This is a genomic window from Streptomyces sp. NPDC020801, assembly GCF_044334385.1.
Taxonomy (GTDB): domain Bacteria; phylum Actinomycetota; class Actinomycetes; order Streptomycetales; family Streptomycetaceae; genus Streptomyces.
Genome location: NZ_JBIRST010000003.1, coordinates 135112 through 148237, shown reverse-complemented (window position 1 = coordinate 148237; position 13126 = coordinate 135112). Strand labels below are relative to the sequence as shown.

The 13126-nt window shown below is 74.2% G+C and carries 12 protein-coding genes; 5 read left to right on the top strand and 7 right to left on the bottom strand.

The window, feature by feature from the left end:
* Positions 1-3: 3 nt before the first annotated feature.
* Positions 4-2097 carry an aromatic amino acid ammonia-lyase gene (locus ACH4UM_RS08140; protein ID WP_398175303.1) on the top strand — a complete coding sequence of 698 codons (2094 nt, stop codon included), beginning with the start codon at positions 4-6 and terminating at the stop codon, positions 2095-2097.
* A gap of 55 nt (positions 2098-2152) precedes the next feature.
* On the opposite strand, the gene ACH4UM_RS08135 is transcribed toward ACH4UM_RS08140, so the two are convergent.
* A complete protein-coding gene (locus tag ACH4UM_RS08135) occupies positions 2153-2608 on the bottom strand; it encodes a tellurite resistance TerB family protein (protein WP_398175301.1) in 456 nt (151 codons plus the stop codon).
* A gap of 220 nt (positions 2609-2828) precedes the next feature.
* Between ACH4UM_RS08135 and ACH4UM_RS08130 the strand changes: the two genes are divergently transcribed.
* Positions 2829-3185 (top strand): ArsR/SmtB family transcription factor, encoded by a 357-nt coding sequence (locus ACH4UM_RS08130; protein WP_398175299.1) that lies wholly within the window; start codon positions 2829-2831, stop codon positions 3183-3185.
* Positions 3175-5850, top strand: coding sequence for an HAD-IC family P-type ATPase (locus ACH4UM_RS08125; protein WP_398175297.1), 2676 nt, complete (start codon positions 3175-3177; stop codon positions 5848-5850). The genes ACH4UM_RS08130 and ACH4UM_RS08125 overlap by 11 nt, the downstream gene beginning before the upstream one ends.
* 85 nt (positions 5851-5935) lie before the next feature.
* On the opposite strand, the gene ACH4UM_RS08120 is transcribed toward ACH4UM_RS08125, so the two are convergent.
* The gene (locus tag ACH4UM_RS08120; RefSeq protein WP_398175295.1) at positions 5936-7477 is read right to left on the bottom strand and encodes an LCP family protein; all 1542 of its coding nucleotides are present in this window, start codon (positions 7475-7477) and stop codon (positions 5936-5938) included.
* 113 nt (positions 7478-7590) lie between these two features.
* Between ACH4UM_RS08120 and tatA the strand changes: the two genes are divergently transcribed.
* The gene (tatA, locus tag ACH4UM_RS08115; RefSeq protein ID WP_398175293.1) at positions 7591-7845 is read left to right on the top strand and encodes a Sec-independent protein translocase subunit TatA; all 255 of its coding nucleotides are present in this window, start codon (positions 7591-7593) and stop codon (positions 7843-7845) included.
* Between the two features lie 75 nt (positions 7846-7920).
* Here tatA and ACH4UM_RS08110 read toward each other — a convergent pair whose 3' ends face one another.
* Positions 7921-8511 (bottom strand): DUF6114 domain-containing protein, encoded by a 591-nt coding sequence (locus tag ACH4UM_RS08110; protein ID WP_398175291.1) that lies wholly within the window; start codon positions 8509-8511, stop codon positions 7921-7923.
* A 4-nt stretch (positions 8512-8515) separates the two neighbouring features.
* The gene (locus tag ACH4UM_RS08105; protein WP_398175289.1) at positions 8516-9220 is read right to left on the bottom strand and encodes a DUF6230 family protein; all 705 of its coding nucleotides are present in this window, start codon (positions 9218-9220) and stop codon (positions 8516-8518) included.
* 641 nt (positions 9221-9861) lie between these two features.
* On the opposite strand from ACH4UM_RS08105, the gene ACH4UM_RS08100 reads away from it, so the two are divergent.
* Positions 9862-10515 (top strand): Tat pathway signal sequence domain protein, encoded by a 654-nt coding sequence (locus ACH4UM_RS08100; protein ID WP_398175287.1) that lies wholly within the window; start codon positions 9862-9864, stop codon positions 10513-10515.
* 18 nt (positions 10516-10533) lie between these two features.
* On the opposite strand, the gene ACH4UM_RS08095 is transcribed toward ACH4UM_RS08100, so the two are convergent.
* The 3 genes from ACH4UM_RS08095 to ACH4UM_RS08085 all read right to left on the bottom strand — a co-directional run bounded on the left by ACH4UM_RS08095 (position 10534) and on the right by ACH4UM_RS08085 (position 13030).
* A complete protein-coding gene (locus tag ACH4UM_RS08095; protein WP_398175285.1) occupies positions 10534-11427 on the bottom strand; it encodes a lytic polysaccharide monooxygenase in 894 nt (297 codons plus the stop codon).
* 95 nt (positions 11428-11522) lie between these two features.
* On the bottom strand, positions 11523-12380 hold the full coding sequence (locus ACH4UM_RS08090; protein WP_398175283.1) for an NAD(P)H-binding protein: 858 nt from the start codon (positions 12378-12380) through the stop codon (positions 11523-11525).
* Positions 12377-13030 (bottom strand): ScbR family autoregulator-binding transcription factor, encoded by a 654-nt coding sequence (locus tag ACH4UM_RS08085; RefSeq protein WP_398175281.1) that lies wholly within the window; start codon positions 13028-13030, stop codon positions 12377-12379. The genes ACH4UM_RS08090 and ACH4UM_RS08085 overlap by 4 nt, the downstream gene beginning before the upstream one ends.
* Positions 13031-13126 lie beyond the last annotated feature (96 nt).

Sequence of the window (13126 nt, the reverse complement as noted above, 5' to 3'; positions counted from 1 at the left end):
CACTTGGACGGCACCACCGACGACCCGACGCGGGTGCCCCCGGACGCCGGGGAGACCCGCGTCGTGCTGGACGGCCGCGCGCTCGACCTGAACGGCGTGGTCCGCCTCGCCGACGCCGCCGCCGCACCGGCCGTGCCGGCCCGGGCGTTCGAGCGGGCCCGGCGCTCCTGGCGGGCGGCCGGGCGGCTCGCCGCGGACGGCCGGCTGTACGGCCGGGGCACCGGAGTCGGCGCCCACCGTTCGGTGCCGGTCGACGCCCACGACGAGGGCGAGCACGGCCTGCGGATCCTGCGCAGCCACGCGGGCGGCGCAGGCGCGCTGCTGCCGGCCCGTCAGGTCCGCGCGATGCTCGCGATCCGCGCCAACCAGCTCCTCGCCGGCGGCTCCGGCATCCAGCCCGCTTTCGTCACCGCCCTCACCGACGCCCTCCGCCTGGGCGTGCACCCGGCCGTCAACGAGTACGGCGGCCTCGGCACCGGCGACCTGACGGCCCTGGCCCAGACGGGCCTGACCCTGATCGGCGAACGCCCCTGGCTGAGCGACCCCCCGGAGCCCGGGCAAGGCCGCCGGCCGGAACCCGGCGGCGGCCGCCCCGAGGCTCAAGGCGGCGGTCCCGAGGCTTACTGCGGCCGCCGCGAGGCTCACAGTGGCCGTCCCCGAACGGGCGGCGCCCCGGAGGGCGACGCCGAACCGCGCCCGACGGCCCCCACCCCGTACGTCATACCGGGCCCGCGCGCGGGCGACGGTGAACGGCCGGGGCCCGGCGCCCTCCAGGGCGGCCTGCCCGCACAGTGGCGCGGCGAGGGCGGTGGCGAGGGCGGTGACGGTGGCGAGGGCGGTGAACGGGGCGCGAGCTTCGACCCGGATACCGGGGCAGGCGGCCTGCCCGCGCAGTGGCGCGGCGCGGACGGCGGGGATGCGCGTCCGGGCGTGCTGACCGCCGGAAGGCCCGCCTCGCCGACGGCCGGCGGTGGCACGGGACCAGGTGCTCCGGGTGCCGGTCCGCCTGCAGGGTCGCGGGACGGCACTGGTGCGGGCCCCGGCGTGGACGCCCCGGACGCCCCCGATGCGACGGCCGCCGCGGCCGCCCGGCTGCCCGCGCAGTGGCGCGGTGGCCACCGGAACCACCCGCCCCCGGTCGACGGCGCCGGCCGGTTGCCCGCGCCCGTCGTGCCGCAGCCCGGTGACGCCCTCGCGCTGCTCAGCAGCAACGCGCTGACGCTCGGGCAGGCCGCGCTCGCCTGTCACGACCTCGGCGTACTGCTGCGGGGCACGCACGCCGTGGCCGCCCTGTCGCTGGCCGCCGTCTCCGGATCCCTGGAGGCCTACGCCGCCGAGCTGCACGCGCTGCGCCCCTACCCAGGGGCCGCCCGCGCGGCCGCCGAGGTGCGGCGGCTGCTCGGCGTGCCCGACCGGCCGCGCGGCACCGGCCGGCGGATCCAGGACCCGTTCGGCTTCCGGGCCTTCCCGCAGGCGCACGGCCCCGCCCTGGACGCCGCCGACGCGCTGCGCCGCGTCGTCGAGGCCGAGGTCAACTGCCCCTCGGAGAACCCGCTGATCACCCCGGACGGCACGGCGGCATACCACCACGGCGGCTTCTACGCGGCACCCCTCGGCCTTGCCCTGGACGCCCTGAACCTGGCCGTGCTGCAGACCGCCCGGCTGTCCGCCGCCCGCCTCACCGCACTGGGCCGCCCCGACCTCACCGGCCTGCTGGCGTTCCTCGCCGTGGGCCCGGCGAGCAGTTCGGCGACGATGATCCTGGAGTACACCGCCAACTCGGCGCTGGCCGAGCTGCGACTGTGCGCCACGCCCGCCTCGGCCGGCCACGCGGTGCTCTCCCACGGCCTGGAGGAGGCCGCCAGCTTCGCCTCCCAGGCCGCCCGGCAGTCCCTGCGCGCGGTGGACGCCTACGCGACCGTCCTCGCCTGCGAACTGGTCTGCTCCGTAAGGGCCCTGCGGCTGCGGCCCGCCCCGCCCGCCACTGCGGCGTTCACCGTGGCGGACACCGCGCTTGCCTCCGGCACCGAGGACCGCCCGCTGACGGCGGACGTGACGGCCGCGACCGAAGTGCTTTGGGCACTGGCCGAGTTGTGAGCGCCGCGACGGGTGCCGGTGGTCCGGGCCCGGCACCCGCCCGGACGCCGCCGTCTCAGAGATCGAACTCGTGCGGCGGCAGGTCCAGCGTGTAGCAGGCCTCGCGGACCACGGCCTGCTCGGTCTTGTCGAAATCGCCGTCCGCCCCGCCGATGACGATGCCGATCTGGACGACGGCACGGGCCTCGGCCGGCTTCTTCTTCGCCTTGGCGATCTCCTGCAGCACGCTCACCTTGCCGAAGTCGAAGTCGGTGGTCAGCCTGTTGAGGTTCTCCTCGAAACGGCGGCGCAGGTCGTCCGCGGGGAAGTTCTGCAGGACCTCGTTGGTGGCGATCAACTGGGCGACGCGCTGCCGCTCGGAGGGGTCGATGGTGCCGTCGGCGGCGGCCACGAGCGCGCACATCGCCATGCTCGCGTCGCGGAAGGCCCCGCTCTTCAGGTCGTTCTTCTTCGCCACGAGCTGGGTCTGCATCTGCGTCGCGGAGTCCTTGATGCGGTCCCACAGGGCCATGTGCACTCCATAAGTCGTGTCGGTGTCGTACGAGATCGGTATGAGATCTACAGCAACGTGGAAACTCACGGGCCCGCGGATAAGTTCCGGCCGACAGGAAGGCGACTTCCGGCCGCCCGGGCGGCCTAAACTGGTGCGGTTCGTACCACCGCGCGTGGCGCACGGCCGGGTACGGCCGGCTGACGGCCGCGTACGGCGCAGACAGGAGGACGAAACGACCGTGGCGGCAGCCGGCAGTGGCTTCGAGGACCCGCCCGCCGACGTGCTCGCGGAGGCGGCCGCGGCCTTCGGGCTGCTCGCCTCGCCCGCCCGGCTCCACATCGTATGGGCGCTGGCCCAGGGCGAGAGCGACGTCACCGGGCTCGCCGAGCGGGTCGGCGGCGCACTGCCCGCAGTCAGCCAGCACCTGACCAAGCTGAAGCTCGCCGGTCTCGTCCGCTCCCGCCGCGAGGGCCGCCGCCAGGTGTACTTCGTCGACGACCCCGACGTGGTCGACGTCGTCCGCCTCACGGTCGCCCGGCTCACCGCCCGTACCACCCCGGCCGGCACCCCGGCGCGCCGTCTCCGTGGCCTCTGAGCTCGCCGCGACCCGCCGCCCGGCCACGCCCGACGGCACACCCCTGCAGGTACTGCGGCAACTGGACAGCGGACCGCAGGGGCTGACCGACACCGAGGCGGAGGCCCGGCTGGCGGCGGTCGGCGAGAACACGGTCCCCGAGGTCCGTACCCCCTCCTGGGCGCGGCTGTGCGCCGGCGCCCTGCGGGACCCGTTCACGGCCGTGCTGCTCTGCCTTGGCCTGGTCTCCGCGCTCGTCGCCTCCTGGGGGACCGCCACGGTGATCCTCAGCCTGGTCGGGGTCAGCTGCGTGCTGCGCGCCGTCGGCGAGCACCGGGCCGACCGGTCCACGGCCGCGCTGCGCGAGCTGGTCTCCGGCACCGCCACCGTGCTGCGCCGCGCGGCGGGCGAGGAGCGCCCGCGGGCCCGGGAGATCCCGGTGGCCGAGCTGGTCCCGGGCGACGTGGTCCGGCTCGGGCCCGGCGACCTCGTACCGGCGGACGTACGACTGCTGCGCGCCCGCGGGCTGACCGTGCACCAGGCGGCGCTCACCGGAGAGTCGGCCCCCGCCGCCAAGACGGCCGTCGAGGTGCCGGGGCCGCGGACGGAGCAGGGCCCGTTCGGGCAGCCCCACCTGTGCTTCCAGGGCAGCGGCGTCGCCTCCGGCACGGCCACCGCGGTGGTGGTGGCGACCGGGGCGCGCACGCGCTTCGCCGCCGCCCACGGCACGCCTGGGCGCAGGCGCGGTGACCGGGCGGCCCCCAGCGCCTTCGACCGATCGGTGCACGGCATCTCCTGGGTGCTGATCCGCTTCATGCTGCTGACGCCGCCGCTGGTGCTGATGGCCAACGCCGCGCTGCGCGGCCGTGGTCTGGAGACCCTGCCCTTCGCCGTCGCGGTGGCCGTCGGACTCACGCCCGAGATGCTCCCCGTGATCGTCACCACCTGTCTGGCCCGCGGCGCCCGGCTCCTCGCCCGCAGGCACGGTGTGATCGTCAAGCGGCTGCCCGCGCTGCACGACCTGGGCGCGGTCGACGTGCTGTGCGTGGACAAGACCGGCACGCTCACCCAGGACCGGCCCGTCGTCGAACGGGCCCTCGGCCCCGACGGGCGGGACGACGCGGAGGTGCTGCGCTGGGCCGCCGTCGGGGCCTGGTGGACCCTCCAACTCGCCGAACTGCCCACCCCGGACGCGCTCGACGAGGCGCTACTGGAGGCCGCCGGGGCGGTCGGCGAGGATTACGACGGCGTCGCGGCCGTCCCGTTCGATCCGGTACGGCGCCTCGCCACCGCCGTGGTGCACGGCCGGCTCGGCACGCATGTCCTCGTCGTCCGCGGCGCGATGGAGGACGTACTGGAACGCTGTACGCTCCGGCCCGCCGAACGCGAGCGGCTGCGCGCGCTCGCCGCCCACGAGGCGGACTCCGGGCTGCGGCTGCTGGCCCTCGCCACGGCCGAACGCCCCGCCCGCACCGGCGACTACACGCCCGCCGACGAACGCGGCCTGACCTTCCGGGGCCTGGTCGCCTTCCGCGACGCCCTCGTCCCCACCGCGGCCGAGGCCCTGCGCAGGCTCGCAGACGCCGGCGTCGCCGTGTCGGTCCTCACCGGCGACCACCCCGGCACGGCGGCCCGTGCCTGCCGCGACCTGGGGCTGGAGCCGGCGGAGATACGGGCCCTGGGACCGGAGCCGGACGCGCCGGACGCGCCGGACGCGCCCGTTGGGCCGGACGCCGGAGCCCGACCACTTGCGGGCGAGACGCGTGCGGACGACGACGGCGGGCCCGCGACCGGCGTCGCCCGTGTCACCGTCCATGCCCGCTGCACGCCCGACGACAAGGCGCGCATCGTCGCCGCGCTGCGGGCCGCCGGACACACCGTCGGCTTCCTCGGTGACGGTCTCAACGACGTCCCCGCCCTGCGCGCCGCCGACGTCGGCATCGCGCCGCGGGCCGCCTGCGACGCCGCCCGGGAGAGCGCCGACGTCGTGCTCGCCGAGAAGGACCTCACGGCCATCGGCCACGCCGTCACGGCCGGCCGGTGCGCGAGCGGCAACATCGCCTCGTACCTGAGGGTCACGCTCTCCTCCAATCTCGGCAACGTCATCGCGATGCTCGCCGCGGGCCTGCTGGTGCCCTTCCTGCCCATGCTCCCGGCGCAGGTGCTGGTGCAGAACCTCTGCTTCGACGCGGCCCAGTCGGCCTTCGCCCACGACCGCCCCGGCACGCCGGTGCTGCGCCGCCCGACGGTGCTGCGGCCGCGCGCCTTCCTGCGGTTCATCACCGGCTTCGGCGCGCTGAACGCGATCGCCGACCTCGCCACCTTCGGCGTCCTCGCCATCGCCCTGTGGGGGCCCGACGCGCTCAACGACGAGGCCGTCTTCCACTCGGCCTGGTTCACCGAGAACCTGCTGACCCAGGCCCTGGTGATGGTGCTGCTGCGCACCGGCCGGGCCGGCCGCACCGGCCGCAGCGGTGCCGCCCGAAGGCGGGCGCCCGGCCCGGTCGGCTGGGCGGCGGCCGTCCTCGCCGTCGTCGGCCTGCTGCTGCCGGTCGGCCCGCTCGGCCCGCCGCTCGGCATGACAGCGCTTCCCGTTCCGTACTACCTGCTGCTCGCCGCCGTCCTGGCGCTGTACGCGCTCGCCCTCACGGTGGCGGTGGCCCGCCACGAGCGACGCCGCCGGTGAGACGGCGCGCCCGTCCGGCCCTCGACCCCGCGCGACGCGGCCCGTGCGGCGCACGGCGCCGGCGGGGTGCCGGCGTCCGTGCGGCTCAGCCGTAGGTCAGGTTCGAGCAGGGGTCGTCGTCCGCGGAGCGCGCACCGGCCGCGACCTGGGCTGGAATCGAGGTCGGGGCCGGGCTCGCGGACGTGGTGGGCGGGGCCGTGGCCGCGTCGTCGGCGTACGAGCGGCCGAGGACGACGGCGATCCCGGCGCCGGTCACCGGGCGCAACTCGGCGCCGGGGAAGGCCGCGGCGACGGTCCTGGCCCGAGCGTGGAGACCGGGTCCGTACTCGACGATCGTGGTGGCGTGGTCCTGACGGCCCGCCGTGGCCGTACCGGTGACCGTGAAGCCGTGCGCGGTGAGCGTGCCGGCGGCCCGGGCGGCCAGACCGCCGATGGTGGTGCCGTTGTAGACGGCTACCCGGATGCCCTCGCCGGAGACGGTGGCGGGGGAGGGGGACGGCGGGGGAGAGGCCGACGCGGAGGACGAACCGGAGGCGGCGTCCTCGCCGGTGCGCCCGCCGCCGGCGTCCTTGCCGTCGAGCGTGCGGTCGGCCCGCAGCGCCGCCCACAGGGCGTCGGCGTCCGGCTGCACTATGGCGACGCGCTCGCCTTCGTACCGCCAGGGGACGGTCAGGAACTTGGTGTTGTGCAGGTCGATGTCCTTCAGCGACATCGCGAAGGACATCAGTTTGTCGGCGGAGCCCAGCCCGGGGTCGACGGTGAGCGAGGCGGTGGCGGCGTCGGCGAGCGGCAGCAGCTTCCCCGGGGTGAGGCCTTTGCTCTTGACCTCCTTCAGCAGGCTCGCGACGAAGGCCTGCTGGCGTTTGATGCGGCCGATGTCGGAGCCGTCACCGATGCCGTGGCGGATACGGACGTAGTCCAGGGCCTGCTGCCCGGAGACGGTCTGGACGCCCTTGCCGAACAGCAGCCTTCCGGGGGCGGTGAGATGCGGGTTGAGATCCTTCTCGTGCACGTCCTGCGGCAGACACACCCGCACGCCGCCCACCACCTGGGTCAGCCGCGCGAAGCCCTTGAAGTCCACGACGACGGTGTGGTCGACGCGAAGTCCGGTGAGCTTCTCGACAGTGTTCTGCGTGCAGGCGGGGTTGCCCTTGGCGGTGTTGCCGACCGAGTAGGCCTCGTTGAAAATCGCGCCGGACTGAGATCTGGTCCAGGTGCCGTCGGGGAGCTTGCACGGCGGGATGGTGACCAGGGTGTCACGGGGTATGGAGACGGCCAGGGCGTGCCGGTGGTCGGCGTATATGTGCAGCAGGAAGGTGGTGTCGGAGCGGCCGATGTCGTCCTTGTTGCCGCCGCCGAGCGCGTCGTTGCCGCCGGTGCGCGCGTCGGAGCCGATGACCAGGACGTTCTCGCCCTTCGAGGTGGCCTGCGGACGGTTGTCCGAGAGCCCGCCCGCGTCGAAGGTCCTGATGTTGCCGTCCAGTTTCAGATAGAGCCAGCCGGCTCCGGCGACCCCCAGCACCAGCACGGAGGCGGCGCCCGCGAGGGTGATGCGCAGCCGGCGACCGCCCCGGCCCCGGCGAGGGGCGGGCGGGCTTGCGGTGCTGCGGCTGCTGGTGACGGTCATCGGCGCCCCCTGTTTCTCCATCCGGGTTGTACAGTTGCGCAATGTAGCAACTGTCGCCGGGTGGGCCGGCAAGGCGTACACCAGAAGAACGTGAGGAAAGGGAGGGCGCTGTCATGCTGCGCAACGGACTGGAACCCTGGCACCTGCTGATCGTGGCGATCGTGGTCATCGTGCTCTTCGGTTCCAAGAAACTGCCGGACACCGCCCGGGCGCTGGGCAAGTCCATGCGCATCCTGAAGAGCGAGGCCAAGGCCATGAAGGACGAGCCCGGCACGGCGTCGTCCGCCCCGCTGGAGCCGACCGCCGTGCGCACCGCCGCCGAGCCGGCGCACACCGCGCCGACGCAGCCGCCGGCCACGGCGAACTGAGCGTCGGGCCGGCCGGCTCCGGATGTGCCGCCCGGCCGGACCCGCGCCGTCGGTCCACGCCGTCAGTCCACGCCGTCAGTCCACGCCGGCCGTCGCGGCCGCGGCTCCGGTCCCAGTCGCGGCCCCGGCTCCGGCCTCGGCCTGTGGCTGGGCCGGTGCTGGCGCCTGCGGTTGGGCCGGTGCTTGAGCCTGTGGCTGTGGCTGTGCCGTCCTGCGCCGCCACCTTCGCCCGCGCCGTGGCCCCTGGTCGGGTAGCCAGCCGAAGGCGAGGCAGCTGCCGGTCGCCCCGAGGAGCAGGCCCACGAAGAAGCCGCCCAGGTTCGAGGTGAGCCAGGTGCCCAGCGAGAGCAGGATTCCGGTGAGCGAGTAGAAGAGGCGCTGGGCCGGGTTGAAGAGGGTCAGCAGCCCGAGCAGCACCATCAGAGCGGGCAGCAGATAGCCGGCCAGGCCCTGCATCCCGATGTGCAGTACGACCTTCAGCGACGCCTTCTCGGTGAGCAGGATCTCCGCCCCGCCCAGTGTGAGCAGCAGTCCGCCCCAGAACGGACGGCGGTACCGCCAGTCGCGGAAGCCGGCCCGCAGCCGCGGACGCGCGGTGCCCGCCCCCGCCTGCCCGGCCCGCGCCAGTGCCGCCCCCTGCCGTCCCGTCGTCACGTCGCCCGCCATCGGTTCAGCAACCCGAATCGCTGAAGCGGAGCTTGAGGCCCGGCAGCTTGAACACGCCTGCAGTCGTGGCGTAGTTGGTCTGCCGCAGGTTGGCGATGCGGACCGTGTCCGCCTGCTGGCTGAACACGCCCTTCGGGCCCTGCACACCCGCCTTGGTGAGCGTGCTGGCGTCGTTGCCGATCTCGATGTTGTTGAACGCGGCGTCGCCCGACAACTCGGTCGAGTCGGTCGTCAGATGGGTCGCCTGCACCTTGTTCGCGCCGCTGCCCGCGGTGATCAGCAGGTTCGTGCCGCCGAGGTCGACGCTCTGGCAGAGTCTGGTCAGCGTCGCGTTCTTGATCGCCGAGGTCACCACCAGCACCTGTCCGCCGGTGTCGCCCGCGTTGGGGCTGCCGTCGGCCATGTTGTCCAGGGCGCCGAACTGTTCGAAGCCGGTGCCGTTCAACTCGGTCGCGGTGACCGTGAAGGGCATCCCGGAGATCGCGAACTGCACGCCCAGGGCGCCCTGGGCGGTGAGGACCGCCAGAGCCGCGGCGACCAGGGTCGCGGGCACCGCCATGACCGCCGCCCGGCGCAGCCGGACCCGGCCGCGACTGTCCGTGCCTTCGGTGACCCCGGAGGCTTCGGGGGCCGGTGAGGACGGTGAACCGCTTTCCGGGGGGCCGGGGGTGTGCTCGGCGGACGGTGTGAGGTCCGAGGACGAGGCCATTGTCTGCTCCCATGCGCATAGTCAGTGCCGTACGGAGTTCAGCGGCCCGTTGCCCTGGCGCGGACAGCGGCTGCGGCGTACGCCCGAGACGTCTCCCGGCGGGTGCAAGGGCTTTCTCGTTACGCAGCAGTAGCCGTTCCGGAAGTTACCGGTGGTTACATTTACGGGTCAAGGTGCTTGTGAAAGAAAGGTGTCCATTGTGTGTCACCAGTGGTGCGGCGCCTTCCGCGATGGAGGCGGCCGCCGCGCCCGGACGCGCCGCGAAGTGGTCCGGAAACCCTCGTGTCGCGCATCAACTTCCTTGCCACACCTTGACGTTGATGGAGCAACAGGTCTACAACTCTGCCTGGCTTCCCCCGGATCCGTGGCGCCGGATCCGCCGCGCGGCGACGCCGCGTTCCCTCCCGGGTTCTTCCTCACCTTCCTTGCACGGCGCGACACCGTCCCCCGGCCGGTCCGCGCCGCTCACCCCTCCGCCCCGGCCCGGCCGGAGGCCCACCCCCCAGGCCTTCGGCCGGTCACCGGCCGGCTGCCGTCGCCGGTCCGTCACGTACGGAGAAGGCGTGACGGACCGGTGACGGCGGGCGCCTCCGGGCGTCCTCACCTCACCAGCCCCCCACTTCCAGAAACGAGGTACCCGCATGCGTACGCGTCCTCTCCTCACCCTGGCCGCCGCGGCCGCCGCCCTCTCCCTGCCTGCGGTCTCCCCCGCCTTCGCGGCCGGCGGCGCGGTGCTCACCACGGGCGGCACCGGCGGCACACCCGTCGCCGTCGGCGATGTCCTCTCCGCGCCGCTGGCGAGCGGCACCACGGCCACGCTCTACTCCAGCGCGACCGGCACCAGCGGTGTCTCCTGCGCCTCGTCGACGTTCACCGCCACGGTCACCGACAACCCCGCGGCACCCGGCACGGCGACCGAGTCGGTGACCGGGCAGACCTTCGACGCCGCCGGCTGCACCAGCAACGTCACCGGTGTGCTCGGCGTCAGCGCCATCACGGTCGACCACCTGCCGTACACCACCACGGTGGCCTCCGACGGCACCCTCACCGTGACCCCCGCCGGCGGCTCGACCATCCAGACCACGGTCAAGCTGCGCACCTTGCTGGGCAGCATCACCTGCGTCTACCAGGCCCCCAGTCTGACCGGAAAGGCCGACAACACCGGCAACAGCATCAGCTTCACCAACCAGCAGTTCACCAAGACGTCCGGCTCGTCGCTGTGCTTCGGCAGCGGCTACTTCACCGCCAGGTACGCCCCGGTCACCGACGCGGGCGCCACCGTCTACGTCAACTGACCGACCCGGCAGGGAGGTTCAGCGTCGGCGCAGACGCAGGGCCAGGGCGGCGCCACCGGCGAGCACCAGTACCGCCGTGGCGCCGCCCGCCAGCAGCGGCGCGGACGGCCCCGAACCGGAGCCGGTCGCGGACGCCACCGGACTGCTGTCGGCGGCGGCGCCTCGCGCGGGCCGGGGAGCGGACGCCTTGGCGGACGGTGGCGTGGAGCCGGCCGCGCGGCCCTCCTGGGAGGGACTCGCGCCCTTGCGGCCCCCGGCGACCGCGCCCTGGGCCTTCGTGAACACCACGTCGGAGCACGAGTAGTAGGTGTCCGGCGTGCTGCTGTTCTGCCAGATGGTGAACAGCACGTGATGACCCGTCCGGTCGGCCGGCAGCGTCGCCGCGATGTGGTACGCGCCGCCCGTCAGCGCCGGGTCCGTCACCTGGGCGAAGGGGCGCGCCGGAAGGTCGGACCAGGTCAGCGGCTTCGCCGGGTCGTAGCCGGGCTTGGTCAGATAGAGCTTGAACGTGCCCTCGTGCGCGATCGTCGAGGCGTAGGTCATCGTGAGTCTCGCGCCCGGCCTCAGCCGGGTCGACGGCCAGTCGGCGCGGGCCAGGTCGAGGCCCTTGTAGGCGGGCAGCCCCCCGCTGCACAGCTTGCCGTCCGGGATCACCTGGCGGTCCCTGCCGTTCACGTCCGGCACCCGCAGGTTGTCCCACGCAGTGAAGGTGGCGCCGTTCGCGGCGACGGCGGCCCGGCAGGCCGCCGAACCGGACCGGCTGCCCCCGTCCGGCGAGCAGGCGAACACCCGGCTGACCGGGTCGGTCGGGGCGCCGTGTGCCCGGGCGGGCCCCGCCGCCCACAGTGTGAGCAGGGCCGAGGCCGCCACGGCGGCTCCCATGACCCTGAGGGGTGCGGTCATCCGAGTCATCGCGGACGTCTCCTCGGCCGGCGGGGGAACGGTCTGTCCCGTGCAGTACGGGAGCCGGCCGTGGCGCGTTCAACCGGCGGGGCCGGAAGGTGTCTTCAGCAGGCCCGGCCCGCGAATGCCGCCAAGTGGTCCGCCGCCCACTCCCGGTAGCTCCGCGCGGGCCGGCCGAGCAGCCGCTGCACGGTCGGATGCACCCGGGTCTTCGCCCCCGACCGCCCGCGCGCCGCGCTCTCCATCAGGGCGTCGGCGATCGGCTGCGGGTAGCGGGCGCGCAGCCTCTCCCGCGCCTGCTCCGTCGTCAACTCCACGAACACCAGGGGACGTCGCAGCAGCTCCGCCAGGATCTCCGTCTGCCCAGCCGCGCTGACCGCCTCGGGGCCGGTGAGCGGATGGGCCCGGCCCGCGTGGCCGTCCGGGTCCAGCAGCGCGGCCGCCGCCACCGCGGCGATGTCCCGTGGGTCGACCGTCGCGTTCGCGGTGCTCCCGCAGGCCGCGCGCACCACGTCCTCCTCGCGGACCGAGCGGGCCCAGCCGAGCGTGTTGGACATGAAGGCCCGCGGACGCAGCATCGTCCACGACAGGCCCGACTCCCGCAGCAGTCGCTCGTTGCCGCGCTGCCAGGTGGTGATCAGGTCGCGGGCTCCGGGGTCGGTCACCGCAAGGGCCGACAGTTTCACCACATGGCGGACCCCGGCGCGCCGGGCCGCCGCCAGGAAGTGCTCGTCGTGGACGTGGGTCAGCGGATCGGCGGTGACCAGCAGCGCCGACCGCACACCGGTCAGCGCCCGCTCCAGGCTCCGTGGCTCATCGAAGTCGCCGCCCACGACCTCCACTTGGGGGCCGGCGGCCAGGCGCCCCGGGTCACGGGTCAGCAGCCGTACCGGCGCGACGCCGGACAACCGGCCCGCCACCAGCCGTCCGACGGTGCCCGTCGCCCCGGTCAGCAGGATCACGGCCGGACCCCGGCGGAGTCGAGGGCCGCCAGGACGCGGGCGCCCCGGTCCGGCTCGGTGTCCAGGCCAAGGAGCAGCCCGGGGACGGCGATGCTCGGCAGGATGTGGCCCCACAGCACGGATATCCGGTGCCCGAGGTCGGCGCGGCCGGTCAGCGCCCGGGACATCAACTGGATGCCGGCGAAGCCGCCGACCAGCAGTTCCACGGTGTCGCGCGGCTCGACCGTGGGCAGCAACTCGCCCTGCTCGCGGGCCTGTCCCATCAGCACCATGAGGTGCTCGGCCCAGCGCAGGAACGGCCCGGTGTGGTCGACGCCGGGCGGCGCGCACTGGTCCACGGTCAGCCGGACGCTGCCCCTGAGCAGGGCGTTGCCGAGCAGCCGCTGACCGACCACGAAGGTGATGTCGATGATCTCCTGGAGCTTGCAGGGCTGTTGGGGCACCGCCCCGAACGGCACCTGCTCGTCCAGCACCGCCTGGGCGAGGGACTCCTTGGAGGGGAAGTGGAAGTACAGCGCGCCCTTCGTGACGTCGGCCCGTTCCAGCACCATGGAGATGGTGGTGGACGTGTAGCCGTGCTCGTCGAACACCGCGCCCGCGGCTTCCAGGATCGCCCTGCGCGTCCTGATGGCGCGCTCCTGCTTCGCCATGAGAACCCCTCCACTGCACCGAGTTGGCCGGTTTCCGACCGATGCGCCGTCCCGGTCGCGCATGGGTCCGGACCTCTCGATCTCATTGAAAACAAA